Source organism: Streptomyces sp. NPDC050560 (assembly GCF_044457285.1).
Classification (GTDB): Bacteria; Actinomycetota; Actinomycetes; order Streptomycetales; family Streptomycetaceae; genus Streptomyces.
The window spans coordinates 151,591-176,540 of record NZ_JBITGT010000017.1 but is presented as its reverse complement, the minus strand read 5'-3'; the positions used below and the strand labels follow the sequence as shown (position 1 = coordinate 176,540).

Below are 24,950 nucleotides of genomic sequence, written 5' to 3'. Positions count from 1 at the left end.
TCACCACCGACGCCCGCCACCGCGCCGACGCCAAAAGCGCCCTCATCACCCTCGTCGAACACGCCCTCATGGCCCGACTACGGTGACCACCCCCGTACGTCCGGCGCGCTGACGCGCGTATCGCGCGCCTGCCTCAGGCGTCGGCCCGCAGGTGCTCGCGCGCCCACGTCTCGAAGCTGGTGAGGGGGATGCCCAGGTCGCGGGCGTACCGCGGCCGGGCGGGCTGGCCCGCCACGTTCATCCACTCGTGCCCCGCGCCCATCCCCGGCATCCCCGCGGCCACGGCCTCCGCCTCGGTCATGTCGGGCGCGGCCAGGGGCACCCCGAGGGCGGCGGAGAGGATCTCGGCGATCCGCGTCATCGGCAGGTGGTCACCGGCCAGTTCGAGTTCGACGCGGTCGAAGCGCTGCGGCGCCGCGACGGCCGCCGCGGCCGCCGTTCCGATGTCGCGCACGGCGACCAGGGACAGCCTGGTGGCGGGCTTCAGCACGCTCACCAGGCCGCCCTCGACGCCGCGCGGGAACAGAAAAGCCATGGAGGGCAGGAAGTTCTCCATGAAGAACCCCGGCTTGAGGATCGTCCAGTGGGGGAAGCCGGCGTCGCGCACCAGGTCCTGGATCGCGCTTTTGGCGCCCAGGCTGGCCGCCACGTCGCCCCGGCGGCCCCCGTCCCAGCCGGGGGTGGAGGTGTGCTGCCCCGCGCCGCTGACGGAGGTGTGCACGAACTGCGGCACGCCCGCGGTCCTGGCGCCCGCGATGAGGTTGGCGGCCTGGGCGACCTCTCCGTCGAAGTCGAAGCCCGCCGGGGTCGGCGCGGGCATCTGAACCGAGAAGACGGCGCGCGCGCCCTCGGCGGCGCGGGCCACGGAGCCGCGGTCGCGCAGATCGCCCACGACGAGTTCCGCGCCGAGCCCGCGGACGGCGCCCGCGCGGGCGGTCTCCGGGTCGCGGACGAGCGCGCGTACGGGGACGCCCGCCGCGAGCAGCGCCCGGGCGGTGGCGCCGCCCTGGCGCCCTGTGGCGCCGGTGACCAGGACGGGCCGGGGATCTGTGGGGGGCGTGGACATGGTGCTCCCAGGGATACGGGGTACAGGGGTGGGGGCGCGAGGGCCGCCAGCGGAAACGGCGGGGCCCGCCGTTTCTGTTGGCATACGATACGGCGGGGCCCGCCACTTAGTAAACCTGGAGATGAACGCCATGCCGGAGCGACGGCGCGCGGACGCCGCGCGCAACTACGCGCGCATCCTCGCGGTCGCCGAGGAGGAGGTCGCCGTGCACGGCGGCGCCGCCTCCCTGGAGCAGATCGCCCGCGTCGCGGGGGTGGGCTCCGCGACAGTGCGGCGGCACTTCCCCACCCGGCACGCGCTGCTGGAGGCGGTGTCACGGCAGCGGATCGAGGCGCTGCGGGTACGGGCGCGGGAGCTGGCGGGCGCGGACGACGGCCGCACGGCGCTCCTGACGTGGCTGGGCGACGTGGTCGCGTACTCGGCGACGGCGCGGGGGCTTGCGGCGGCGCTGGCCTACGACGCCGGGCCCGACCTGGTGCACGGCAACTCGTGCGCGCAGACGCTCCAGGACGCCGCGGCGCCGCTGCTGGCCCGCGCGGCGCGGGAGGGCGCGGTGGCGGCCGGTCTGACGGGCGAGGACCTGGTCACGCTGGTCGTCGGCATCGTGCTGGCCACGGAGCACCGCCCCGACCCTGCGGCCGCCGCCGACCGCCTGTTCCGGCTCGCCGTGGCGGGCCTGAGCCCGGAGCACAGGACCGCCACCCCGCACTGAACGCCACGCGCGCCCGCGCGCGTGGACCCGTCGCCGGGGCGACGTCGCGCGGGAGGGTGCGGGACCGCGCGCCCGCGCGCGTGGCGCCCCGCCGCGCACTCACGCGCGCGTACGGCCAAAGACGGCGGTACGGACCGGGACGGCGCGCGTACCGCCAGGGGCCGGGACACACGACGCCGCCCCGTGCCGGTGGGGGCACGGGGCGGCGTCGGCTGTCGGATGCCGCGGGGTCAGCGCCAACTGTGCGGTGCGCGGAAGCCCGGTTCGCGCTCCAGGCGGCGCCAGCCGGCCCTGCGGAGGCCCGGGCTGTCGGACGACCCGGCCGGCTCGGGCGTGGCGGCGGCCCTGGCGAGCAGGACGGCGGTGATGGCCGCCAGCTCCTCGGGGCCCGCGCTGCCCTTCTCGACACGCAGGACCTCGGCGGCGGACGGTGCGGCGGTGGCGGCCGCCGGGGTGGCGGCGGTGGCGGGACTTGTCATGGGCGTCGCTCCGTGGTGAGGGTCGCAGGTCCTGAGGTCACTGCGGGGGGTTGCCGTGCTTGCGCGAGGGCAGGTCGGCGTGCTTGGTGCGCAGCATCGCGAGCGAGTGGACGAGCACCTCGCGGGTCTCCCCGGGCTCGATCACGTCGTCGACGAGGCCGCGCTCCGCGGCGTAGTAGGGGTGCATCAGCTCGGCCTTGTACTCCTTGACCATCTCGGCGCGCTTGGCGTCGGGGTCGTCGGCCTTGGAGATCTCACGCCGGAAGATGACATTGGCCGCGCCCTCCGCCCCCATGACGGCGATCTCGTTGGTCGGCCAGGCGAAGGTGAGGTCCGCGCCGATGGACTGGCTGTCCATGACGATGTACGCGCCCCCGTACGCCTTGCGCAGGATCACCGAGATCCTGGGCACGGTCGCGTTGCAGTAGGCGTAGAGCAGCTTGGCGCCGTGCCTGATGATCCCGCCGTGCTCCTGGTCCACGCCCGGCAGGAAGCCGGGGACGTCGAGCAGGGTCACGATCGGAATATTGAAAGCGTCGCACATCTGCACGAATCGCGCAGCCTTTTCCGACGCCTCGATGTCCAGCACGCCCGCGAGCACCTGGGGCTGGTTGGCGATGATGCCGACGACGTGGCCGTCGAGGCGGCCGAGGGCGCAGATGATGTTGCGCGCCCAGCGCTCGTGGACTTCGAGGTACTCGCCGTCGTCGACGATCTCCTCGATGACCTTCGTCATGTCGTAGGGGCGGTTGCCGTCCGCGGGGACCAGGTCGAGGAGGCCGTCGGCGCGCCGGTCGACGGGGTCCTCGCCCGGCGCCGCCGGGGGGTTCTCGCGGTTGTTCTGCGGCAGCAGCGAGAGCAGGAAGCGGACCTCGGCGAGGCAGGTCTCCTCGTCGTCGTAGGCGAAGTGGCACACGCCCGAGGTCTCCGCGTGGACGTCGGCGCCGCCGAGCCCGTTCTGGGTGATCTCCTCGCCGGTCACGGCCTTGACGACGTCGGGGCCCGTGATGAACATCTGCGAGGTGTCGCGGACCATGAACACGAAGTCGGTCAGCGCGGGGCTGTAGGCGGCGCCGCCGGCGCAGGGGCCGAGCATCACGCTGATCTGCGGGATCACGCCGGAGGCGCGGGTGTTGCGCTGGAAGATGCCGCCGTATCCGGCGAGCGCGGAGACGCCCTCCTGGATGCGGGCGCCTGCGCCGTCGTTGAGCGACACCAGGGGCGCGCCCGCCGAGATCGCCATGTCCATGATCTTGTGGATCTTGGTGGCGTGGGCCTCGCCCAGGGCGCCTCCGAAGATCCGGAAGTCATGTGCGTACACGAAGACCGTGCGGCCCTCGACGGTGCCCCAGCCGGTGATCACACCGTCCGTGTACGGCTTCTTGGACTCCAGGCCGAAACCGGTCGCCCGGTGCCTGCGGAGCTGTTCGACCTCGTGGAACGAGCCGGGGTCGAGCAGCAGTTCGATACGCTCGCGCGAAGTCAGCTTGCCCTTGGCGTGCTGGGCCTCCGTCGCCTTGTCGCTGGGGCCGTGCAGCACCTGAGCGCGAATGGCCTTCAGCTCCGCCACGCGGCCTCGCGCATCCGCGGGCTCGCCCCCCGGGGAAGCGGTCTCGTCCATAACGGTCATGTAGTGACTCTACGAAGTCCCGAGGAAAAACGGGCCGTAGACTCTGCACAGTCTCCGGCCCGTTTTCCTGGCAGGCCCTAACAGCAGGGGCCCGGGATAGTCACGAGTCGACTGCTCAGGACCCCGTTGCGTTGTTGGGGTCGCACAAACAGCCCCGTATCAGCCGCTGGTCGGGCAACGTTCACCCAAGCGTAGGCCAAGGGGTGTAGGCGCGGGGTCCAGGGTGGGCCGTCGACCCGCCGCCGCGGCCTCAGCAGCCGCCGCAGTTGTAGTACGTCGCGTCCCAGTGGCTGCCCTCGTCCGCGTAGAGGTTGCCGGACGCGGCTTCCCACTGGGGATAGCCGTCGCCGCGCAGGCCGATGTACGTGAACGCGCTCTTGACGTAGTTGGTGATGCAGGTGTTCTTGCCGAAGTCGAGCTTGTAGCCGTTCCAGTGCGAGTACGTCCCGGAGGCGTGCCCGGTCTCGGTGCCCCCGGTGATGTTCAGGGCGCAGCCGGAGGCCGACTTGAGCGTCTGGGCGCCCTGCGCGGTCGTGAGGTTGAGCTGGTCGAACGAGGTGCAGGTGGAGGTGTTGCGGTCGGAGCAGCCGCCCGAGGACGACCAGGTGATGCCCGACGAGGAGAACATCGAGGTCGCCTGGGCGTGGCTGATCTTCGTCACCTGGGCCGACGCCGCCGCGTCGCCGGCGCCGCCGATCACGCCGACTCCCGGTGCGAACAGCGCTGCGAGCAGCAGCGCGAGCACGCCGAGTGCCGCCCGGAGGGCGGGGCGGGAGCGGAGGGTTGCGTTCTGGTTCACGTGGGGGTTCCTCCCTGCGAATACCACTGTCGGACAAGGATTCGGCGGTGCGGCAGGTGGAGCACAGGAGATGGTGCCCGACACCGGGCGCGGTGACCAGAGGACGGGACGGGACCGCTTCGCACCGCGCCCGGCCGACACTCGCGCACGGCCGTTGAAGCCCGGGGGGAATACGCCTAGGGTGAGCCTCGTTGAACGTTCAACAGATTGGTCAAGCGCCGCCATCCACCCCAAGGAGCACGTCATGGCACTCTTCGGCCGCAAGAGCGAGGAAGCCGCAGCCACGCCGGACGCCGGGACCTCGCCGGGCCCCGACCTCACCGACCTGACCGGCGACTACACGATCGACCCCTCGCACTCCACGCTCGGCTTCACGGCGCGGCACGCCATGGTCACCAACGTCAAGGGGAGCTTCCTCGACTTCGAGGGCACCCTCCACCTCGACGGTGCGGACCCGACGAAGTCGACCGCCTCCCTGGACATCAAGATGGAGAGCATCGACACCGGCTCCCCCGACCGCGACGGACACCTCAAGAGCGCGGACTTCTTCGACATCGAGACGCACCCGACGATGACGTTCCGCTCCACCAAGGCCGAGGCCCTGGGCGACGGCGAGTACCGCATCACCGGCGACCTCTCCGTCCTCGGCACCACCAGGCCGCTCGCCATCGACCTGGAACTCGGCGGCTACGCCAAGGACCCGTTCGGCAACGAGCGCGTCGGCTTCGAGGGCAAGAGCGAGCTGCTGCGCTCCGAGTGGGGCCTGACCTGGAACGCCACCCTGGAGACCGGCGGCGTGCTGGTGTCCGACCGCATCAAGCTCACCTTCGACATCTCCGCGATCAAGAAGACCGACTGAGCCGGGGCGCCGCCGCACCACCGGGACCGGCGGGACATGGGTACGGGAGCCTGACACGGCTCCCGTACTCCCCTCGCGGGTCCCTCCATCATCCCGCGCCTCAGCGCCTCGCGCGCGCCCGCGCGTGACGGCCCGCCCTTCGGCTACGTCGCGGCTCCTCGCGCGCGCGTGCAGGCCCCCGCCCCAGGGCTACGTCGCGGCGTCTCGCGCGCGTGCAGGCCGACGCACACAGCCACCGCTCCCCCGCCGCCGCGCCGGACGGCGACGTCGCCCGCGTCAGTTGCCGAACCCGCCCCCGAAGCCGCCGCCGTCGCCGAAACCGCCCCCGCCGCCGAAGCCTCCGCCGTCGCCGAAACCGCCGCCGAAGTCGCCGGGGTCGAAGTCGCCACCCGAGAAGTCGCCGCCGTCGAAGCCCCCGCCGAAGTCGCCGTAGCCGCTGCCGTACCCGGCCGCGTAGCCGGGGCTGGACATCAGGCCGCCGAGCATCGTGCCGACGAGCAGCCCGGGGAGCAGGCCGCCGCCGAAGTAGCCGCCCGCCCAGGGCCCGTAGGCGGGGCCGGCCTCCCAGTAGGGCCTGCGGCCGTCGCCGGTCGCCACGGTGCGCACCAGGGGCTCCTCGCCCTCCCGCAGCCGACGCTCGTCGGCCGCGCACACCGGCACCTCGCGCTCGGCCCCCGAGGGCGGTGCCCAGCGCACGTCGGCGACAGAGGGCCCGTGCCGGGGGTCAAAGAAGCACGGCGGGCGCCGCTCGGGCAGCGGGCGCCCCGAGCGCCGCGCGTCGAGCCGCGCCAGCGAGAACCTGCCGTCCTCAAGCTCCTCCGTGACGCCCCTGACGTCCTCGGGGCGGCGCGCGGCGGCCATGCGGGACTTCGCCTCCTCGTAGGCGTCGAGCGCGCGCTCGTAGTCCGTGCGCATCGCGTCGTCCGCGCCCTGCTCGCGGGGGTCGAAGTCGAGCCTGTCCAGCTCCTCGCCGTACGTGGTGATGTCCTCGTCCACGACGACCCGCAGCTTCTCCAGCGCGGCCCGCTGCTCGCGCTCGCGTACGTTCCTGCCGCGGCGCACCACGGTGTACGAGACCAGGCCGAGGCCCACGATGACCGCCGCGGCGACGATGAACCCGGCCGCGGAGAAGCCGCCGCCGTCGCCGACGCCCCAGGACGACGGCGCGTCGCCGCGCACCTGGCGCTCGGCCTGGTCGACGAAGGAGTCGAGCTGGGTGGCGGCGTCCTGGCCCCGTACGGACGCCGTCAGGTTCTGCACGGCGCGGCCCGGCAGCACGCTGCGGTCGGCGCGGGCGTCGAAGGCGTCGCCGAGGCGGATCGTGTAGAGCCCGGTGACGCCGGTCTCGGTGCGCAGGTCGCGGAAGAGGTTCTGGGTGGGGAACCCGTCGGGGAGCACCGCGACCATGATCGGCTTGTCGGCGTCCTTGATCTTCTTCGCCAGGGTGGCGGCGTCGGAGTCCGAGAGCTGTCCGCGCGCCGCCGGGTCCACGTACACGGGCCCCTGGCGCAGCGCGTCCGCGGCGTCGGAGACGTCCGCGGGGGCCGCGGTAGCGGCGGCGGGAGCCGCGTGGCGGGCGGGGGCGGCGGGGGCCTGCCCGGCGCCCGCGGCGGCGGACGTGCCGAGGACGGCGAGCACGGCGAGCAGGGCCGCGACCAGGAGGGTCAGCAGCCGGTGCGGGGAGAGCGCCTTACGGTGCATACCTTCGGGCTACCCCGAATTGTGCGGAATACCCGATTTACCGCTCTTTGCCTCACCCGGCCGCACAGCCCGGAGGGCCGCACGCCCCCGCCCGGCCCCGCCCGGCGCCTCCCCGTTCCGGCCCCGGTCCCTCACTCCAGCGGTGCGACGCCCGCGCGCAGCAGGCCGTAGGTGTAGGCGTCGTTCAGGGCCTCCCAGGTGGCGGCGATGACGTTCTCGCCGACGCCGACCGTGGACCACTCCGCCGAGCCGTCGGAGGTGACGATGAGGACGCGGGTGGTGGAGCCGGTGCCGATGCCGCCCTCCAGGGTGCGCACCTTGTAGTCGATCAGCTCCAGCTTGTCGAGCTGGGGGTAGAACCGTTCGAGGGCGCCGCGCAGGGTGTTGTCGAGGGCGTTGACGGGGCCGTTGCCCTCGGCGGTGGCGACGATGCGCTCGTCCTTCACCAGGAGCTTCACGGTGGCCTCGTTGGCGTGGATGCCGTCGGGGCGGTCCTCGGCGATGGTGCGCCAGGACTCGGTGCGGAAGTAGCTGCGCCTGCGGCCCTCGGCCTCCTCGCGCAGCAGCAGTTCGAAGGAGGCGTCCGCGGCCTCGTAGGAGTAGCCGCGCAGTTCGCGCTCCTTGACGCGCTCCACGACGCGGCCGATCAGCGCACGGTCGCCGCCGAGGTCGACGCCCAGCTCCTTGCCCTTCAGCTCGACGGAGGCCCGGCCCGCCATGTCGGAGACCAGCATGCGCAGCCTGTTGCCGACCAGCTCGGGGTCGATGTGCTGGTAGAGGTCCGGGTCGACCTTGATCGCGGAGGCGTGGAGCCCGGCCTTGTGCGCGAAGGCGGAGACGCCGACGTAGGGCTGGTGGGTGGAGGGGGCGATGTTGACGATCTCGGCGATGGCGTGCGAGACGCGGGTCATCTCGCGCAGGTTGCCCTCGGGCAGCACCTTCTTGTCGTACTTCAGCTCCAGTGCGGCGACGACGGGGAACAGGTTGGCGTTGCCGACGCGCTCGCCGTAGCCGTTGGCGGTGCACTGCACGTGGGTGGCGCCCGCGTCCACGGCGGACAGCGTGTTGGCGACGGCGCAGCCGCCGTCGTCCTGGGCGTGGATGCCGAGCCGGGCGCCGGTGTCCGCGAGGACGGCGGTGACGGTGGCGCCGATCTGGGCGGGCAGCATGCCGCCGTTGGTGTCGCAGAGCACCACGACGGAGGCACCGGCCTCGTGGGCGGCGCGTACGACGGCGGTGGCGTACTCGGGGTTGGCGCGGTGGCCGTCGAAGAAGTGCTCGCAGTCGACGAACACCCGACGGCCCTGGTCGCGCAGGTGGGAGACGGTGTCGCGGACCATCTCCAGGTTCTCCTCCAGGGTGGTGCGAAGCGCGAGTTCCACGTGCCGGTCGTGGGACTTGGCGACCAGGGTGATCACCGGGGCGCCCGACTCGAGGAGCGCCTTGACCTGGGGGTCGTCCGCGGCCTTCGCGCCGGGCCTGCGGGTCGCGCCGAACGCCACGAGCTGGGCGTTGTGCAGGTCGACCTCTTCGGCCGCGCGGGAGAAGAACTCGGTGTCCCTGGGGTTGGCGCCCGGCCAGCCGCCCTCGATGAATCCCACGCCGAAGTCGTCCAGGTGGCGGGCGATGGCCAGCTTGTCCGCCACCGTCAGGTTGATGCCCTCGCGCTGCGCGCCGTCGCGCAGGGTGGTGTCGAACACGTGGAAGCTGTCATCGTCTGGCCGGCTCGGGCTGTTCATGGCTGTGTGGCTCCTGTCGGAAGAGTGGCTCCGTCACTGATGGCTCCACTTGCCCCCGTCGGCGCGTGCACTCCGTTCCGGTCCTGGTCGGGCCGGGAAACGAAAAAACCTCTCGCGGGTGCGAGAGGTCTGCGCGCGGGTCTGGGGCACGGTGTCGCCGCCGCGGAATGTCATCCAAGTCGGCGATCACTGTGGACCGGCGCGCCTGCTGCCGATAATCATGGCGTACGAGGGCACGCGGTAAGTCAACCACACCGACCGGATACTGGGTGGGGCGTCTCAGCATCCGGCCGCCGCGGCCCCGCTGGGCATCCGCGTCGTCGCCCGGGGCGCTCCCGGACCCCGTGCGCCCGCCCCGTACGCGCCCCGCGCCGTACGGTGCCCGCCGGGGGGGGCACGCGGGGCGCGGGGGCGCGGGGCGGGGGCCGCGAAGGACGTGGTCACGCGGGTACGGCGCCGGGCGGCGCTCAGTCCAGGGGGCGCATCCAGCCGTGGGTGTCGGGGGCGGCGCCGGTCTGGATGTCCAGCAGGGCCGACCGGATCTTCATGGTGGCCTCGCCCGACTCCCCTCCGGCGACCTTCCAGCTACCGCGCGCCGAGTGGACCTCGCCGACCGGGGTGATCACGGCGGCGGTGCCGCAGCCGAAGACCTCGGTGAGGCTGCCGTCCTCGCTCGCGCGGCGCCAGTCGTCGAGGGAGATGCGCTCCTCGGCGACCTCGTAGCCGAGGTCGGCGGCGATGGCGAGGACCGAGTCGCGGGTGACCCCGGCGAGCAGGGAGCCGGAGAAGGACGGGGTGACGACGCGGTCGCCGTACACGAAGAAGAGGTTGTTGGTGCCCATCTCCTCGATGTAGCGGCGCTCCAGGCCGTCGAGCCAGACGACCTGGTCGCAGCCGCGGGCGGTGGCCTCGGCCTGGGCGAGCAGCGAGGAGGCGTAGTTGCCGCCCGCCTTGGCCTCCCCGGTGCCGCCGGGCGCGGCCCGCACGTAGTCCTCGGAGACCCAGACGGAGACGGGCTTCACGCCGCCCTTGAAGTAGGCGCCGGCGGGCGAGGCGATGACCATGAAGAGGAACTCGCCCGCCGGGTGCACCCCGAGGCCGACCTCGGTGGCGAACATGAAGGGCCTGATGTAGAGGCTCTCCTCGCCCGCGGGCGGCACCCAGGCGCCGTCCTGGCGCACGAGCGCGTCGACGGCGCCGAGGAAGAGGTCCTCGGGGACCTCGGGCATCGCGAGGCGGCGCGCGGAGCGCTGGAAGCGGCGGGCGTTCTGCTCGGGGCGGAAGGTGGCGATGGTGCCGTCCGTCCTGCGGTACGCCTTGAGCCCTTCGAAGATCGTCTGGGCGTAGTGGAGGGTCATGTTGGCCGGGTCCATGGACAGCGGCGCGTAGGGGACCAGTTCCGCGTCGTGCCAGCCCCTGCCCTCCGTCCAGCGGACCGTGACCATGTGGTCGGTGAAATACCGGCCGAAGCCGGGGTTGGCGAGAATCCGCTCGCGGTCGGCCGCGGGGGTCAGACTCGACGAGGGCTTCAGCTCGATCGTGGGCGTCGTCATGGGTCGTTGTCCTTCACTCTGAGTGCATCGGACCGCTTGCACGCCGTTCGGCGGTGTCTGGCTCTTCAGGGTGCCGGAGGCTCCGGACCCGCCCCTACTAGTAGGACGTCCAACCTTCCGCGCATACAGCGATCCTGCGTCCGATTATCGCGCTGCGGGGTGGTGGTCGTGCCCGGCGTGTGCGGCCTGGGTTGATGGTCACACCCGGCGGCCGCACATGAGAAGCCGCCGGGTGCCCTCGGGCTCCGGCGGCTTGGAGTGGGTCCGCCGGGTCAGGCGGATACTCGCGCGGCGAGGGCGTCGCCGGTCTCGTCGGTGCTGCGGGTGCCGTCGCGCTCCGCGAGGTCGGCGGAGACGGCGTCCTCGATACGGGCCGCCTCGGCGTCGTGGCCGAGGTGGCGCAGCAGGAGGGCGACGGAGAGGATCGTCGCGGTCGGGTCGGCCTTGCCCTGCCCGGCGATGTCGGGGGCGGAGCCGTGGACGGGCTCGAACATGGAGGGGAAGGCGCCCGTGGGGTTGATGTTCCCGGAGGCGGCCAGGCCGATGCCGCCGGAGACGGCGGCGGCGAGGTCGGTGAGGATGTCGCCGAAGAGGTTGTCGGTGACGATCACGTCGAAGCGCTCGGGCTGGGTGACGAGGAAGATCGTCGCGGCGTCGACGTGCAGGTAGTCGGTGGTGACCTCGGGGAACTCCTGGGCGACCCGGTCGAAGGTGTTCTTCCACAGGTGGCCCGCGTACACGAGCACGTTGTTCTTGTGCACGAGCGTCAGCTTCTTGCGGGGCCGCGCCTGGGCGCGCGCGAAGGCGTCCCTGATGACGCGCTCGACGCCGTAGGCGGTGTTGAGGCTGACCTCGGTGGCGACCTCGGCGGGTGTGCCGGTGCGCAGGGAGCCGCCGTTGCCCGTGTAGGGGCCTTCGGTGCCCTCGCGGACGACGACGAAGTCGATGTCGGGGCGGCCCGCGAGCGGGGTGTCCGTGTTGGGGAAGAGCCTGCTCGGCCTGAGGTTGATGAAGTGGTCGAAGGCGAACCGCAGCTTGAGCAGCAGCCCGCGCTCCAGCACCCCGGACGGCACGGAGGGGTCTCCGATGGCGCCGAGGAGGATGGCGTCGTGCTGCGCCAGGGCCTCCAGCTCACCGTCCGGGAGAGTCTCGCCGGTACGGTGCCACCGGCGGGCGCCGAGATCGTACTCCGTGGTCTCCAGCTTGACGTCCTGCGGGAGCGCGGCGCGGAGGACCTTGAGCCCCTGGGCGACGACTTCCTGGCCGATTCCGTCGCCGGGGATCACTGCGAGCTTGATGGTGCGAGACATGCGCGCACCCTACCGCTCGTCCCAGGTGATGACACCGGACGTCCAGGATGCGGACAGCGGCAGGGGTGCGCGGGCCTGGCGGCGCCGGGATCAGCGCGAGTGGCCCCAGGTGCCGCCGTTGTCGCGGCGGTCGAGGGCGCGCTGGAGGGCGGCGGCGGCGTTCTGCCGTACGGAGCGGTCGGCGTCGCTGGGGCGGGGGCCGCGGCGGGTGCGGCGGCGGGCGGTCGTCTCGGCCATGGGGATCGTCTCCTTGGACAGCGCGGGGCGCGGTGTGGGAAGTCGAGGGAGTTACGAGACGCCAAAGGGGCGGGGAGCTGGTGCCGCAGGGGTCGCCTGCGCTAGGCACGGGCTCACAACCGCGTTCGCTGGATGGAGCGAGGGTTCGGCTTCTACAAAGCTAAGGGAGATCGCTCTCGCTGTCTCCACAATTACTCGGACATCCTACTATCTGAGACGAGCGCCACTCACCGGAGTGAAACGGGGGGCTGGAGGTGCGGGGCGGGGTGCGGCACCAGGGCGTGGCGGCAGGGGCGCGGGGGCCGACGGCGGGCCGCAGGCTCAAGGGCTCCGGGGCGGCTGCGGGTGCCGGGGGGCGGGGTCGGGCGCGGGGCTGGCACGGGCGGCGGCGAGGTCCGGCGCGGGGCGCGGGGGCCCCTCGTAAGGCGGCGAAACCCGACTGGGACTGGCCGAAATCGGTGGCACGCGCGCGTGCTGCGTATCGGTGGCATACGCGCGTGCTGTGTATCGGTGGCATACGCGCGTGCTGCGATCGTGTGGTTCCCCGGACAGGGGGCTACCCAAGGCCCTGTGCGGCCGAAACCGCCCCCGGCCGGGGAGGGGGACCATGGCCGGGGGCGGTTCGGGTGGGGGGCGGCCGCCCCGGTGCGCGACGGGGGTGAACACGCGCCGGGGCCAAGGTCAGCCCATGTGCGGGTAGGTGTACTCGGTCGGCGGGAGCAGGGCCTCCTTGATGGACCGGGTGAGGGTCCAGCGCATCAGGTTCTGCGGGGCGCCCGCCTTGTCGTTGGTGCCGGAGGCCCGGCCGCCGCCGAAGGGCTGCTGGCCGACGACGGCGCCGGTGGACTTGTCGTTGATGTAGAAGTTGCCCGCGGCGTAGCGGAGCCGGTCGCGGGTGAGGGCGATGGCGGCGCGGTCGGTCGCGACGACGGAGCCGGTGAGCGCGTACTCGGCGGCGGACTCCATCTGGTCGAGCATGGCCTCGTAGGCGCCCGGGGCGCTGTCGTCGTACACGTGCACGGCGAGGATGGGCCCGAAGTACTCGGTGGTGAAGACCTCGTTGCCGGGGTCGGTGCACTCGATGACGGTGGGCCGCACGAAGTAGCCGACGGTGTCGTCGCAGCCGCCCCCCGCGACGACGGTGCACGTGGGGTCGGCGGCGGCGCGGTCGATGGCGGCCTTGTTCTTGGCGAAGGCGCGCTCGTCGATGACGGCGCCGACGAAGTTCGACAGGTCGGTGACGTCGCCCATGGGGATGCCCTCGACCTCGGCGGTGAACGCCTCCTTGAAGCCGGAGTTCCACAGCGACGCGGGGACGTACGCGCGCGACGTCGCCGAGCACTTCTGCCCCTGGTACTCGAACGCGCCCCGGGTCAGCACCGTCTTGAGGACCGCGGGGTCGGCGCTGGGGTGGGCGACGACGAAGTCCTTGCCGCCGGTCTCGCCGACCATGCGCGGGTACGTGCGGTAGGTGTCGATGTTCTCGCCGACGGTCTTCCACAGGTACTTGAAGGTCCGCGTGGAGCCGGTGAAGTGGATGCCCGCCAGGTCGCGGTGGGTCAGCGCCACCTCGGACACGGCGACGCCGTCGCCGGTGACCAGGTTGATGACGCCCTTCGGCAGGCCGGCCTCCTCCAGGACCCGCATCACGAGGACGGCGGCGAGGGTCTGGGTCGGTGACGGCTTCCAGACGACGACGTTGCCCATGAGCGCGGGCGCGGTCGGCAGGTTGCCCGCGATGGCGGAGAAGTTGAACGGGGTGATGGCGTAGACGAAGCCTTCGAGGGGCCGGTGGTCGAGCTGGTTCCACACCCCGCGCGCGTGGGCGACGGGCTGCTCGGCGAGGAGGTCGCGGGCGTAGCTGACGTTGAAGCGCCAGAAGTCGACCAGTTCGCAGGGGGCGTCGATCTCCGCCTGCTGCGCGGTCTTGGACTGGCCGAGCATGGTGGCGGCCGCGATGGTCTCGCGCCAGGGCCCGGACATCAGGTCGGCGGCGCGCAGCAGGATCGCGGCCCGGTCGTCGAAGGAGGTGTCGCGCCAGCCCTGGGCGGCCGCGAGAGCGGCTTCCACGGCGTCCCTGGCGTCCTGGTGGGTGGCGTTTCCGCCGGTGCCCAGGACGGCCTTGTGGCGGTGCGGCTGGACGACCTGGAAGGGCTCGCCGCCGCCGAGGCGCTTCTCGCCGCCGATGGTCATGACCAGGTCGGTCGGGTTCTCGGCCAGCTCCTTGAGCTTGGCTTCGAGGCGGGCGCGCTCGGGGCTGCCGGGGGCGTAGCCGTGGACCGGCTCGTTGACCGGCGCGGGGACCTGGGTCACAGCGTCCATGGGTGCCGTAGCTCCTTCTCGTTCGGGTTCAGCCGCGGCCGGTGAGGCTGCGCAGGAAGAATGCGAGGTTGGCCGGGCGCTCGGCGAGGCGGCGCATGAAGTAGCCGTACCAGTCGGTGCCGAAGGCGGTGTAGACGCGCATGCGGTGCCCGGCGGCGGCAAGTCTGCGGTGCTCGTCGCTCCGTATGCCGTACAGCATCTGGAACTCGTACTGGTCGGGGGTGCGTCCCGCGCGGCGTGCCAGCTCCTGGGCGATGGAGATCAGGCGGGGGTCGTGGGTGCCGACCATGGGGGTGCCGTCGCCCTCCATGAGGATGCGCAGGCAGCGAATGTACGCGCGGTCGACGTCGGCGCGCTCCTGGTACGCGACGTCGGCGGGCTCACGGTAGGCGCCCTTGACGAGGCGGACGCGGGCGCCGGAGCGCGCCAGGTCGCGGCAGTCGTCCTCGGTGCGGAAGAGGTACGACTGCACGACGGCGCCGGTGCCGGGGAAGCGCTCGCGCAGCGATGTGTGGACGGCGAGCGTGGAGTCGGTGGTGGTGTGGTCCTCCATGTCGAGGGTGAGGACCGTGCCGATGGCCTCGGCGGCCTCCGCGACGTCGGTGGCGTGGCCGAGGGCGATGTCGTGGCCGCCGGGGAGCGCCTGGCCGAAGGAGGAGAGTTTGACGGACATCTCGGCGCGCGTCTTGAGGCCGAGCGGTCCGAGGGCGTCGACGAGGCGCAGATAGGCGTCACGCGCGCGTGTCGCCTCGGCGGGCGACGTGACGTCCTCGCCGAGCACGTCGAGGGTGACGTCGAGGCCCTGGCCCGTCATCTCCTTGACGGCGGGGAGCACGGCGGCCACGGACTCCCCCGCCACGAACCGGTCGACCACGGGCCGGGTGACGGGGGCGGACGAGACCAGCCTGCGCATGCCGCCGCTGCGTGCCGCGGCGAGGATCACGGGGCCGAACATGGGCGCCTCCACTGCGAGGTAGATCTCCCACGGGGACGGCGAAACCGCCGGGTCCCGGTGGGAAAGCTGCTGTACAGAAGGCTATTGATCTTCCGCGGGGCCCGCCAGCGACACCTGTCACGCATCCGTGGCCCAGATCTCAGACATCTGTATGAAGACCGCGGTTCCTGGTGGAGAATGGGCCCGCGGGGGCGAGCGAGCGAGGGCGGCATGGTGCAGGGTGACTACCAGGAGCTTGTCGACGAGATCTCGGCGCTGATCGGCGCCCCGGCGACGCTGGAGAACCGCGACTTCGGGCTGATCGCCTTCGGCGCCCAGGACATCGACGAGGCAGGCGCCGCGCTCGACCCGGTGCGCACCCGCTCCATCCTGACCCGGCGCTCCACGGCGGACGTACGCGCCTGGTTCGAGGGCTTCGGCATCGCGCGCGCGACGGGCCCGGTGCGCATCCCGCCCGGCCCCGAGACCGGGGTGAACCGCGGAAGGATCTGCCTGCCGGTACGCCATGGGGGTGTCGTGCTCGGCTACGTGTGGCTGCTGGACGGCGATCCGGGGCCCACCGCGGGGCAGCTCTCCGAGGCGATGGAGGTGGCCGGGCGCATCGGGACGCTGCTGGCCGACGAGGAGCGCGCGGGCGCCGACCTGAGCAGGGAACTGCGCGCGGTGCTGACGGCGGAGCCCGGGTGGCGCCAGGACATGGAGCTTGCGGCGCTGCGCACCGGGCTCGGTCCCGGCGCGGAGGGCCCGCACACACTGCTGTGCGTGGTGCCGTGGCCCTCGGCCGACCCGGGCGACGCGCCGTCGGTGCGTACGGTGCCGGGGGCGGCGGCGCTGTGCACGGTGCCGTGGGGCGTGGCGCGGCAGGGCCTCGCGGTGCTGATGCGGCTGCCGGGGCACGAGGTGCTGGCGCCCGCGGTGACGGCGGCGGAGCGGCTGCGGGCCGCGGCGCCGGGCGGCGGCGCGGGGCGGCGCGACGCCGGCCACGTAGCGGCCGGGATCGGCGCGGCGCGCGCGGGGCTCGCCGGGCTCGGCGACACCTGGCGCGAGGCGGTGGCGGCGGCGCGGGCCGCGCTGGCAGAGGACCGGTTCTGGCCGGTGGCGCGGTGGGCGGAGATCGGCCCGTACCGGCTGCTGACGGCGCTGCCGGGCACCCTGGAGGACGACGAGGCGGTGCGCGGGCTGCTGGAGCCCGCACACGGCGACCTGGCCCGCACGGCGGAGGTCTACCTGGACTGCGCCGGGCAGGCGGGCCGCTCGGCCGCCGCCCTCGGCATCCACCGCCAGACGCTCTACTACCGCCTCTCCCGCGTCGAGCAGTTGACGGGCCTCGACCTGAACGAGGGCGAGGACCGCCTGCTGCTGCACATGGCATTGAAGCGGGCACGGCTGTGAACGGCGCGCCTGCGGCGGCGTGGCTACGTGGCAGGGGGGCTGCGTGGCGGCGACGTCGGGGTGCGGCGACGTAGCGCGACGTGGGGAGGGACGTAGCGGGGACGGTGCGGGGCTGCGGAGCGCGGCGGCGCGGGGCCACGTAGCGGCGATGGTGCGGGCCACGTAGCGAAACGGTGCGGGCCCGCGTGGCAGGAGGCGGCCGGTCGGGCCGGTCAGGTCTGCCCGGTCATCGCCCCCGCGATCCGCCGCATGCCCGCGGTGAGCTGTTCCGCGGTGGTGGCGGAGTTCTCGTCGAAGAGCCACTGGACCATCAGGCCGTTGAGGAGGGTGATGTAGAGGCGGCCCTCGGTCTCGACGGTCTCCTCGTCGAGGTCGCCCTCGGCGACGCCGCTGAACATCGGCACCAGGCCCGAGCGGGCGTCACGCTGCGCCTCCCCCAGCAGCCGCCGCACCTCGGGCATCCGGTCGATCTCGGTGGTGACCGCGAGGGAGAGCATCCAGATCGCCCGCATCCGCTCGTCGGTGAAGGAGTGCAGGACGCGGTCCCACATCTCCTGGAAGCGCTCGGCCGACCCCGGCGCGTGCTCGCTGGTGACGGTCTCGCCGGGCGCGAAGCTGGCGCCGATCTCCTCGACGAGGGAGATGCACGCCTTGGCGAGCAGGGCGTCCTTGGAGCCGTAGTGGTAGCCGATCGACGCCAGGTTCGTGCCCGACTCCCGCACGATGTCGCGCGCCGTGGTGCGGGCGAACCCCTTGTCGAGCAGGCACCGTTTCGCGCCTTCGAGCAGATCCTCGCGATGTCCCATGGCAGCACCCTACCGCCGTCTCACACGATCGTCTTATACGGACGTTTTAAACAAGTGTCATAGACAAGCGTTTTATACGTGCGTATATTCCTGCCCATGACGAACGCGACGACGCCCAGCGGCGAGCACCACAGGACGACCCACGCGCCTCCCCCCGGCCCCTCGGAGCCCCCGGCGACGGCCGAGCAGGACCCGCAGTCCGACCGGCCGCGTGCCGGGCGGCGGGAGTGGATCGCGCTCGCGGTGCTGATGCTCCCGCTGCTGCTGGTCTCCATGGACGTCTCGGTGCTGTACTTCGCGGTGCCCGCGATCAGCGCCGACCTGGAGCCGAGCGGCGTCCAGCAACTGTGGATCTTCGACGTGTACGGCTTCGTGCTGTCCGGGCTGCTGATGACCATGGGGGCGCTCGGCGACCGCTTCGGGCGGCGCAGGCTGCTGCTCGCGGGCGCGGCGGCGTTCGGCGCGGCCTCGGTGGCGGCGGCGTACGCGCGTACCCCCGAGGCGCTGATCGCGGCCCGCGCGGTGCTGGGCGTCGGCGGCGCCACCCTGATGCCGTCCACGATGGCCCTGGTGCGCACCATGTTCCGCGACGCCCGCCAGCGCGCCCGGGCCATCGGGATCTGGTCGGCGGTGATGGCCGGGGGCGTCGCCTTCGGCTCGGTGCTCAGCGGGGTGCTGGTGGAGCACTTCTGGTGGGGCTCGGTGTTCCTGGTCAACCTGCCCGCGATGGCGCTGCTGCTGGTGCTCGGACCGCTGCTGCTGCCCGCGTCGCGGAGCGCGCGCCCGGGCCGGTTCGACCTGGTGAGCGTGCCGCTGTCGATGGCCGCCGTACTGCCGCTCGTGTACGGGCTCAAGGAGATACCGTCCGAGGGCTTCCAGACGCGGTACGTGCTGTCGCTGGTCGCCGGGCTGGTGTTCCTGCTGCTGTTCGTGCGCCGTCAGCGCACGGCCGCCTCGCCCATGGTCGACCCGTCGCTGTTCCGGTCGCGGGGCTTCGGCTCGGCGCTGTCGCTGAACCTGGTGGCGTCGTTCGCGATGATGGGCTCCGCGTACTTCACGACGCAGTACCTCCAGTCGGTGCTCGGCAAGAGCCCCATGGAGGCCGCCCTGTGGTCACTGGTGCCGTCGGTACTGGTCGGGATCGCGGCGCCGACGTCGGGCGCCCTGGTGCAGCGCGGCGTCCCGCGCGGGCACGTGGTCACCGCGGGCTTCGCGGTGGCCGCCGCCGGGTACGCGCTGCTGGCGCTCGCGGGCGCCGACTCGCTGTGGACGGTGCTCGGCGGCGCGGGGGTGCTGGCGGCCGGGATCGTGACCGTGATGTCGCAGATGACGGATCTGGCGCTGGGCCTCGTGCCGGTGGAGCGCGCGGGCAGCGCGTCGTCGCTGCTGGAGACCGGGCAGGAGTTCGGCGGCGCGCTGGGGATGGCGGTGCTCGGCTCGATCGGCACCGCCGTCTACCACCACCGGATTCCGGGGGACGCGCCCGCTCCGGCGCGCGAGACCCTCGGCGGGGCGCTCGCCGTCGTCAGGGAGCTGCCCTCGGCCGCCGGGGGCGCGCTGGCCGACGTGGCGCGCGGCGCCTTCACCGACGGCATGAACGCGGGGGCCGCCGCGGGCGCGGTGCTGCTGCTGGCCGCGGCGCTCTCCTCCGTACGGGCCCTGCGGGAACGGCGCTCCGAGCGCACCAGGGCCGATTCCGAAGCGGGCGAGTGAGCGGGCGCCGGTGTGCGCGCCCCGCTCGGGGCCGTGCCGTGCGCGCCGCTGTCATGGCTGCGCGCCCCGTGTTCTCCGCGGGGCGCGCTCTGCCGCTGGCTGCCTCGGCCTCAGTCCGTCAGGTTGACGGAGCGGGCGGAGGTGGCGCCGATCTCGCTGGCGAGTTCGGTCACCACGGGCTGGGCGACGGTGTCGTCGACGGTCAGCACGGCGAGCGCCTCGCCGCCCTGGCCGGAGCGGGACACCTGCATTCCGGCGATGTTGATGTCGCCCTCGCCGAGGACGCGGCCCACGGCGCCGACGACGCCGGGCCGGTCCTCGTAGCTCAGCACGATCATGTGGTCGGCGAGCGCCAGGTCCAGGTCGTGGTCGCCGATGGCGACGATCTTCTGGTTGTTCTTGGGGCCGCTGAGCGTGCCGGAGACGGAGACCTCCTGGCCGTCGGCGAGGGTGCCGCGGACGGTGACCACGTTGCGGTGGTTGGGGGACTCGCTGCTGGTGGTCAGGCGGACCTCGACGCCGCGCTCCTGGGCGAACAGCGGGGCGTTGACGTAGGAGACCGTCTCGTCGACGACGTCCTCGAAGACGCCCTTGAGGGCGGAGAGTTCGAGCACCTTGACGTCGTGCTGGGTGATCTCGCCGTAGACCTCGACGTCGAGCCGGGCGGCGACCTCGCCCGCGAGGGCGGTGAAGATCCGGCCGAGCTTCTCGGCGAGCGGCAGCCCGGGGCGCACGTCCTCGGCGATGACGCCGCCCTGGACGTTCACGGCGTCGGGGACGAGTTCCCCGGCGAGGGCGAGCCGTACGGACTTGGCGACGGCGATGCCAGCCTTCTCCTGGGCCTCGTCGGTGGAGGCGCCGAGGTGGGGCGTGCAGACGACCTGGTCGAACTGGAAGAGCGGGGAGTCCGTGCAGGGCTCCTTCGCGTACACGTCGAGGCCGACGCCGGCCACGCGGCCCTCCTTGAGGGCCGAGTACAGCGCCTCCTCGTCGACGATGCCGCCGCGGGCGGCGTTGACGATACGGACGGAGGGCTTCACCTTGTGCAGCGCCTCGTCCCCGATGAGGCCGAGGGTCTCGGGGGTCTTCGGGAGGTGCACGGTGATGAAGTCGGAGACCTGGAGCAGTTCGTCGAGGGAGACGACCTTGACGCCCATCTGCGCGGCGCGCGCGGGCTGCACATAGGGGTCGTAGGCGACGACCTTCATGCCGAAGGCGGCCATCCGCTGGGTGACGAGGGCGCCGATGCGGCCGAGGCCGACCACGCCGAGGGTCTTCTCGGCCAGCTCCACGCCGGTGTACTTGGAGCGCTTCCACTCGCCGTTCTTCAGCGCGCCGTTGGCCTGGGGGATGTTGCGCGCGGTGGAGATGATGAGGCCGCAGGCCAGTTCGGCGGCGGTGACGATGTTGGACGTCGGGGCGTTGACGACCATCACGCCGGCCTTGGTGGCGGCGGCCACGTCGACGTTGTCGAGGCCGACACCGGCGCGGGCGACGACCTTCAGGCGGCGGGAGGCGGCCACGGCCTCGGCGTCGACCTTGGTGGCGGAGCGGATCAGTATGGCGTCGACGTCGGCGATGGCGGGGAGCAGTTCGGCCCGGTCGGCGCCGTTGCAATGGCGGATCTCGAAGTCGGGGCCGAGAGCGTCGACGGTGGCGGGCGACAGCTCTTCCGCGATGAGTACGACCGGTTTCTGAGACGCAGTGCTCACGTGAGTCCTCACAAGTCCCTTGCGGACGGCCGTCCCGACGGCCGCATGCGGTGGAGGGTGAAGGTCCTGCCGCTTGGATCTTCGCGGCCCGCGACGGGCCAAGCGGCGGCACCTGGCCGCGTGGAAGACGCACGACGCTGTGGGCCTGACGCGTATGTGGTGAGCAGTCTAGTGCTCATCTGGACGGCGCATCCGCGGTTGCGGAAGGATCACCCGTTCGAGGCAGAGGGGTCAGGGCCCCCGCGGGCGCGGGGGCGCCGGGGAGCCTCCCGCGCGGGCGGGCTCCCCGGCCCCTGGGTGCCGCTTCTCGGCTAGTTCTCCTCGTCGACCCAGCTCATGAGCTTGCGCAGGCGCTTGCCCGTGGTCTCGATGAGGCTCTCCTCGTCGGCCTTCTTGTACTCGTTGTACTTCGGCAGGCCGGACTCGTACTCCTTCATCCAGGTGGTGGCGAAGCTGCCGTCCTGGATCTCGCCGAGGATCTTCTTCATCTCGGCCTTGGTGTTGTCGTTGATGATGCGCGGGCCCGAGACGTAGTCGCCCCACTCGGCGGTCTCGGAGACCGACCAGCGCATCTTCTCCAGGCCGCCCTCGTACATGAGGTCGACGATCAGCTTCAGCTCGTGGAGGCACTCGAAGTAGGCGATCTCGGGCTGGTAGCCCGCCTCGACCAGGGTCTCGAAACCGGCCTTGACCAGGGCGGAGGTGCCGCCGCAGAGCACGGCCTGCTCGCCGAAGAGGTCGGTCTCCGTCTCCTCGGTGAAGGTCGTCTTGATCACGCCGGCGCGGGTGCCGCCGATGGCCTTCGCGTAGGACAGGGCGAGCGGGAAGGCGTTCCCGCTGGCGTCCTGCTCGACGGCCGCGATACACGGCACGCCGCGGCCCTCCTCGTACTGGCGGCGCACCAGGTGGCCCGGGCCCTTGGGGGCGACCATGCAGACGTCGACGTTGGCCGGGGGCTTGACGAAGCCGAAGCGGATGTTGAGGCCGTGTCCGAAGAAGATCGCGTCGCCGTCGTCGAGGTGGGCCGCGATGGACTCCTCGTAGACGCGGCCCTGGATCGGGTCGGGCACCAGGATCATGATCACGTCGGCCTCGGCGGCGGCCTCGGCGGGGGTGACGACGCGCAGGCCCTGCTCCTCGGCCTTGACCCTGGACTTCGAGCCCTCGTGCAGGCCGACGCGGACGTCGACACCGGAGTCGCGCAGCGACAGCGCGTGCGCGTGGCCCTGGCTCCCGTAGCCGATGACCGCGACCTTGCGGCTCTGGATGATGGACAGGTCGGCGTCGTCGTCGTAGAACAGCTCGGCCACTTTGGGACTCTCCTCAGTTGCTGGTGTCGCGTCCCGCCGTACGGCGGGGTCGGGGGATGGCTCGGGGTGGTGCTGCGGGGGCGGCGCGGCGGCGGCGCGGAGCGAGGTCCTGTGGGTTCCTCCGCGCGGCTCTCGCCCGGCCGGGCCGCCCGATGGGGCGGCGCCGCGGCCGGGCACCAGGCTAGTGCCGCGGCGGCCGGTGGCCGCCCCCGGGCGGCGGCCACCGGCCATCGGCGTGCGCGGTCAGGCGCTGCGGTCGAGCGCGCGCAGACTGCGGTCGGTGATCGAGCGGGCGCCGCGGCCGATCGCGATGGTGCCGGACTGGACCAGCTCCTTGATGCCGAAGCCCTCCAGCATCTTGAGCATGGCCTCCAGCTTGTCGCTCGATCCCGTCGCCTCGATGGTGATGGCCTCGGGCGACACGTCCACCGTACGCGCCCGGAAGAGCCGGACGATCTCGACGATCTGGGACCTGGTCTCGTTGTCCGCCCTGACCTTGACCAGGACCAGTTCCAACTGCACGGCGGAGCCCGGCTCCAGCTCGACGATCTTGAGGACGTTGACGAGCTTGTTGAGCTGCTTGGTGACCTGTTCGAGCGGCAGGTCCTCCACGGTCACCACGATGGTGATGCGGGAGATGTCGGGGTGCTCGGTGGTGCCCACCGCGAGCGAGTCGATGTTGAAGCCGCGGCGGGAGAACAGGGCGGTGATCCTGGCGAGGACGCCCGGGGTGTTCTCGACCAGCACGGAGAGCGTGTGCTTGGACATGGGATGTGGCTCTCTTTCGCTCTCGTCGTGTCAGTCGTCGGCGCTGTCGCCGAAGTCGGGGCGGACGTCGCGGGCGGCCATGATCTCGTCGTTGGAGGTGCCGGCGGCGACCATGGGCCAGACCTGGGCGTCCTGGTGGACGATGAAGTCGACCACCACGGGGCGGTCGTTGATCGCGTTGGCCTCGGCGATGACCTTGTCGAGGTCCTCGGGGCGCTCGCAGCGCATCGCCACGCACCCCATGGCCTGGGAGAGCCGCACGAAGTCCGGGATACGGGTGCCGCTGCTCGGGGCGATGCCGTCGTGCTCGGGGCCGCTGTGCAGGACGGTGTTGGAGTAGCGCTGGTTGTAGAAGAGCGCCTGCCACTGGCGCACCATGCCGAGGCTGCCGTTGTTGATGATGGCGACCTTGATCGGGATGTTGTTGAGGGCGCAGGTGGTGAGTTCCTGGTTGGTCATCTGGAAGCAGCCGTCGCCGTCGATGGCCCAGACGGCGCGCTCGGGGCGGCCCGCCTTGGCGCCCATGGCGGCGGGGACGGCGTAGCCCATGGTGCCGGCGCCGCCGGAGTTGAGCCACGTCGCGGGCCGCTCGTAGTCGATGAAGTGGGCGGCCCACATCTGGTGCTGGCCGACGCCCGCGGCGAAGATCGTGCCCTCGGGCGCGAGCCGGCCGATGCGCTCGATGACCTGCTGGGGGGCGAGGGAGCCGTCGGCGGGGTGCTCGTAGCCCAGCGGGTAGGTGTCGCGCCAGCGGCCGATGTCCTTCCACCAGGCGCTGTAGTCGCCGGTGCGGCCCTCGCTGTGCTCGCGCTGGACGGCCTGCACCAGGTCGGCGATGACCTCGCGCGCGTCGCCGACGATCGGCACGTCGACCGCGCGGTTCTTGCCGATCTCGGCGGGGTCGACGTCGGCGTGGACGACCTTGGCGTACGGGGCGAAGCCGTCGAGCTTGCCGGTGACGCGGTCGTCGAAGCGGGCGCCGAGGGCGATGATCAGGTCGGACTTCTGGAGGGCGGTGACGGCGGTGACGGAGCCGTGCATCCCGGGCATGCCGACGTGCAGCGGGTGGCTGTCGGGGAACGCGCCGAGCGCCATCAGGGTGGTGGTGACGGGCGCGCCGGTCAGCTCGGCGAGGACCTTCAGCTCCGCGGTGGCGCCGGCCTTCAGGACGCCGCCGCCGACGTAGAGCACGGGCCGCCTGGCCTGGGTGATCAGCCGGGCGGCCTCGCGGATCTGCTTGGCGTGCGGCTTGGTGACCGGGCGGTAGCCGGGCAGGTCGAGTGCGGGCGGCCAGGAGAACGTGGTCTGTGCCTGGAGGGCGTCCTTGGCGATGTCGACGAGGACGGGGCCCGGGCGTCCCGTGGAGGCGATGTGGAACGCCTCCGCGATGGTCCTCGGGATGTCCGCCGCTTCCTTGACCAGCCAGTTGTGCTTGGTGATCGGCATGGTGATGCCGACGATGTCGGCTTCCTGGAAGCCGTCGGTGCCGATCAGGTTGGTGGCGACCTGTCCTGTGATGGCGACGAGCGGGACGGAGTCGAGGTTGGCGTCGGCGATGGGGGTGACCAGGTTGGTGGCGCCGGGACCCGAGGTGGCCATGCAGACGCCGACCTTGCCGGTGGCCTGGGCGTAGCCGGTGGCGGCGTGGCCCGCGCCCTGCTCGTGGCGGACCAGGATGTGCCGGACGCGGCTGGAGTCCATCAGCGGGTCGTAGGCGGGGAGGATGGCGCCGCCTGGGATGCCGAAGACGGTGTCGGCGCCTACTTCTTCGAGAGAGCGGATGAGGGCCTGCGCGCCGGTCACGTGCTCGACGGGGGCGGGGGACTGACCAGAGGAACGTGGCCGCGGCTGCGGATGGTGGGCTCCAGAAGCCTGCTCGGTCATCGG

Annotated in this window: 20 protein-coding genes and 1 pseudogene; 5 read left to right on the top strand and 16 right to left on the bottom strand. The window is 72.4% G+C overall.

Features of this window, described 5'->3' with window-relative positions; genetic code table 11:
• Positions 1 to 86: pseudogene (locus ACIBIW_RS31585) on the top strand (ATP-binding protein); the annotation flags it as partial.
• Positions 87 to 133: 47 nt separating this feature from the next.
• On the opposite strand, the gene ACIBIW_RS31580 reads toward ACIBIW_RS31585, so the two are convergent.
• Positions 134 to 1,066, bottom strand: a complete 933-nt coding sequence (locus ACIBIW_RS31580; RefSeq protein WP_399341067.1) for an NmrA family NAD(P)-binding protein — start codon at positions 1,064 to 1,066, stop codon at positions 134 to 136.
• A 130-nt stretch (positions 1,067 to 1,196) separates the two neighbouring features.
• Here ACIBIW_RS31580 and ACIBIW_RS31575 point away from each other — a divergent pair, with 130 nt between their 5' ends.
• Entirely contained in the window at positions 1,197 to 1,778 is a 582-nt protein-coding gene (locus ACIBIW_RS31575) for a TetR/AcrR family transcriptional regulator (RefSeq protein WP_399341066.1), read from the top strand.
• Between the two features lie 230 nt (positions 1,779 to 2,008).
• On the opposite strand, the gene ACIBIW_RS31570 is transcribed toward ACIBIW_RS31575, so the two are convergent.
• The 3 genes from ACIBIW_RS31570 to ACIBIW_RS31560 form a co-directional block, all read right to left on the bottom strand.
• Positions 2,009 to 2,257 carry an acyl-CoA carboxylase subunit epsilon gene (locus tag ACIBIW_RS31570; protein WP_399341064.1) on the bottom strand — a complete coding sequence of 83 codons (249 nt, stop codon included), beginning with the start codon at positions 2,255 to 2,257 and terminating at the stop codon, positions 2,009 to 2,011.
• A gap of 37 nt (positions 2,258 to 2,294) precedes the next feature.
• Positions 2,295 to 3,887 carry an acyl-CoA carboxylase subunit beta gene (locus tag ACIBIW_RS31565; protein ID WP_399341062.1) on the bottom strand — a complete coding sequence of 531 codons (1,593 nt, stop codon included), beginning with the start codon at positions 3,885 to 3,887 and terminating at the stop codon, positions 2,295 to 2,297.
• Positions 3,888 to 4,137: 250 nt separating this feature from the next.
• A complete protein-coding gene (locus ACIBIW_RS31560; RefSeq protein WP_399341060.1) occupies positions 4,138 to 4,686 on the bottom strand; it encodes a hypothetical protein in 549 nt (182 codons plus the stop codon).
• A 244-nt stretch (positions 4,687 to 4,930) separates the two neighbouring features.
• Between ACIBIW_RS31560 and ACIBIW_RS31555 the strand changes: the two genes are divergently transcribed.
• Positions 4,931 to 5,545: a YceI family protein gene (locus tag ACIBIW_RS31555; RefSeq protein WP_399341058.1), complete on the top strand. Its 615-nt coding sequence runs from the start codon at positions 4,931 to 4,933 to the stop codon at positions 5,543 to 5,545.
• A gap of 276 nt (positions 5,546 to 5,821) precedes the next feature.
• Here the strand turns inward: ACIBIW_RS31555 and ACIBIW_RS31550 are convergent, their stop codons facing one another.
• From ACIBIW_RS31550 to ACIBIW_RS31520, 7 genes are all read right to left on the bottom strand, one after another.
• Positions 5,822 to 7,246: a hypothetical protein gene (locus tag ACIBIW_RS31550; protein ID WP_399341056.1), complete on the bottom strand. Its 1,425-nt coding sequence runs from the start codon at positions 7,244 to 7,246 to the stop codon at positions 5,822 to 5,824.
• Between the two features lie 131 nt (positions 7,247 to 7,377).
• Positions 7,378 to 8,985, bottom strand: a complete 1,608-nt coding sequence (cimA, locus tag ACIBIW_RS31545) for a citramalate synthase (RefSeq protein WP_399341054.1) — start codon at positions 8,983 to 8,985, stop codon at positions 7,378 to 7,380.
• A 467-nt stretch (positions 8,986 to 9,452) separates the two neighbouring features.
• Complete coding sequence (locus ACIBIW_RS31540) at positions 9,453 to 10,538, bottom strand: branched-chain amino acid aminotransferase (RefSeq protein WP_399341051.1); 1,086 nt, start codon at positions 10,536 to 10,538, stop codon at positions 9,453 to 9,455.
• 272 nt (positions 10,539 to 10,810) lie between these two features.
• A complete protein-coding gene (locus ACIBIW_RS31535) occupies positions 10,811 to 11,848 on the bottom strand; it encodes a 3-isopropylmalate dehydrogenase (RefSeq protein ID WP_399341049.1) in 1,038 nt (345 codons plus the stop codon).
• A 90-nt stretch (positions 11,849 to 11,938) separates the two neighbouring features.
• Entirely contained in the window at positions 11,939 to 12,085 is a 147-nt protein-coding gene (locus tag ACIBIW_RS31530; RefSeq protein WP_399341047.1) for a hypothetical protein, read from the bottom strand.
• Positions 12,086 to 12,766: 681 nt separating this feature from the next.
• Entirely contained in the window at positions 12,767 to 14,407 is a 1,641-nt protein-coding gene (gene pruA, locus ACIBIW_RS31525) for an L-glutamate gamma-semialdehyde dehydrogenase (RefSeq protein WP_399341046.1), read from the bottom strand.
• A 28-nt stretch (positions 14,408 to 14,435) separates the two neighbouring features.
• Positions 14,436 to 15,362: a proline dehydrogenase family protein gene (locus ACIBIW_RS31520; protein WP_399341044.1), complete on the bottom strand. Its 927-nt coding sequence runs from the start codon at positions 15,360 to 15,362 to the stop codon at positions 14,436 to 14,438.
• A gap of 210 nt (positions 15,363 to 15,572) precedes the next feature.
• Here ACIBIW_RS31520 and ACIBIW_RS31515 point away from each other — a divergent pair, with 210 nt between their 5' ends.
• Positions 15,573 to 16,754 (top strand): PucR family transcriptional regulator, encoded by a 1,182-nt coding sequence (locus ACIBIW_RS31515; protein ID WP_399341042.1) that lies wholly within the window; start codon positions 15,573 to 15,575, stop codon positions 16,752 to 16,754.
• Between the two features lie 212 nt (positions 16,755 to 16,966).
• On the opposite strand, the gene ACIBIW_RS31510 is transcribed toward ACIBIW_RS31515, so the two are convergent.
• Positions 16,967 to 17,560, bottom strand: coding sequence for a TetR/AcrR family transcriptional regulator (locus ACIBIW_RS31510; protein WP_399341040.1), 594 nt, complete (start codon positions 17,558 to 17,560; stop codon positions 16,967 to 16,969).
• Positions 17,561 to 17,809: 249 nt separating this feature from the next.
• Here ACIBIW_RS31510 and ACIBIW_RS31505 point away from each other — a divergent pair, with 249 nt between their 5' ends.
• Complete coding sequence (locus ACIBIW_RS31505; RefSeq protein ID WP_399341089.1) at positions 17,810 to 19,273, top strand: MFS transporter; 1,464 nt, start codon at positions 17,810 to 17,812, stop codon at positions 19,271 to 19,273.
• A 110-nt stretch (positions 19,274 to 19,383) separates the two neighbouring features.
• Here the strand turns inward: ACIBIW_RS31505 and serA are convergent, their stop codons facing one another.
• The 4 genes from serA to ACIBIW_RS31485 all read right to left on the bottom strand — a co-directional run bounded on the left by serA (position 19,384) and on the right by ACIBIW_RS31485 (position 24,947).
• Positions 19,384 to 20,985 carry a phosphoglycerate dehydrogenase gene (gene serA, locus ACIBIW_RS31500; protein ID WP_399341038.1) on the bottom strand — a complete coding sequence of 534 codons (1,602 nt, stop codon included), beginning with the start codon at positions 20,983 to 20,985 and terminating at the stop codon, positions 19,384 to 19,386.
• A 311-nt stretch (positions 20,986 to 21,296) separates the two neighbouring features.
• Complete coding sequence (gene ilvC / locus ACIBIW_RS31495; RefSeq protein ID WP_399341036.1) at positions 21,297 to 22,295, bottom strand: ketol-acid reductoisomerase; 999 nt, start codon at positions 22,293 to 22,295, stop codon at positions 21,297 to 21,299.
• A gap of 243 nt (positions 22,296 to 22,538) precedes the next feature.
• Positions 22,539 to 23,063: an acetolactate synthase small subunit gene (gene ilvN, locus ACIBIW_RS31490; RefSeq protein WP_399341034.1), complete on the bottom strand. Its 525-nt coding sequence runs from the start codon at positions 23,061 to 23,063 to the stop codon at positions 22,539 to 22,541.
• 30 nt (positions 23,064 to 23,093) lie between these two features.
• Positions 23,094 to 24,947 (bottom strand): acetolactate synthase large subunit, encoded by a 1,854-nt coding sequence (locus tag ACIBIW_RS31485; RefSeq protein WP_399341032.1) that lies wholly within the window; start codon positions 24,945 to 24,947, stop codon positions 23,094 to 23,096.
• Between the last annotated feature and the right edge of the window lie 3 nt (positions 24,948 to 24,950).

Coding starts and splice junctions, on each gene's coding strand:
- ACIBIW_RS31540 (WP_399341051.1), bottom strand. CDS start 10,538: ATGACGACGCCCACGATCGAGCTGAAGCCCTCGTCGAGTCTGACCCCC.
- pruA (WP_399341046.1), bottom strand. CDS start 14,407: ATGGACGCTGTGACCCAGGTCCCCGCGCCGGTCAACGAGCCGGTCCAC.
- ACIBIW_RS31555 (WP_399341058.1), top strand. CDS start 4,931: ATGGCACTCTTCGGCCGCAAGAGCGAGGAAGCCGCAGCCACGCCGGAC.
- ACIBIW_RS31520 (WP_399341044.1), bottom strand. CDS start 15,362: ATGTTCGGCCCCGTGATCCTCGCCGCGGCACGCAGCGGCGGCATGCGC.
- ACIBIW_RS31485 (WP_399341032.1), bottom strand. CDS start 24,947: ATGACCGAGCAGGCTTCTGGAGCCCACCATCCGCAGCCGCGGCCACGT.
- ACIBIW_RS31575 (WP_399341066.1), top strand. CDS start 1,197: ATGCCGGAGCGACGGCGCGCGGACGCCGCGCGCAACTACGCGCGCATC.
- ACIBIW_RS31510 (WP_399341040.1), bottom strand. CDS start 17,560: ATGGGACATCGCGAGGATCTGCTCGAAGGCGCGAAACGGTGCCTGCTC.
- cimA (WP_399341054.1), bottom strand. CDS start 8,985: ATGAACAGCCCGAGCCGGCCAGACGATGACAGCTTCCACGTGTTCGAC.
- ACIBIW_RS31505 (WP_399341089.1), top strand. CDS start 17,810: ATGCTCCCGCTGCTGCTGGTCTCCATGGACGTCTCGGTGCTGTACTTC.
- ACIBIW_RS31565 (WP_399341062.1), bottom strand. CDS start 3,887: ATGACCGTTATGGACGAGACCGCTTCCCCGGGGGGCGAGCCCGCGGAT.
- ACIBIW_RS31580 (WP_399341067.1), bottom strand. CDS start 1,066: ATGTCCACGCCCCCCACAGATCCCCGGCCCGTCCTGGTCACCGGCGCC.
- ACIBIW_RS31530 (WP_399341047.1), bottom strand. CDS start 12,085: ATGGCCGAGACGACCGCCCGCCGCCGCACCCGCCGCGGCCCCCGCCCC.
- ACIBIW_RS31515 (WP_399341042.1), top strand. CDS start 15,573: ATGGTGCAGGGTGACTACCAGGAGCTTGTCGACGAGATCTCGGCGCTG.
- ACIBIW_RS31570 (WP_399341064.1), bottom strand. CDS start 2,257: ATGACAAGTCCCGCCACCGCCGCCACCCCGGCGGCCGCCACCGCCGCA.
- ACIBIW_RS31550 (WP_399341056.1), bottom strand. CDS start 7,246: ATGCACCGTAAGGCGCTCTCCCCGCACCGGCTGCTGACCCTCCTGGTC.
- ilvN (WP_399341034.1), bottom strand. CDS start 23,063: ATGTCCAAGCACACGCTCTCCGTGCTGGTCGAGAACACCCCGGGCGTC.
- ACIBIW_RS31535 (WP_399341049.1), bottom strand. CDS start 11,848: ATGTCTCGCACCATCAAGCTCGCAGTGATCCCCGGCGACGGAATCGGC.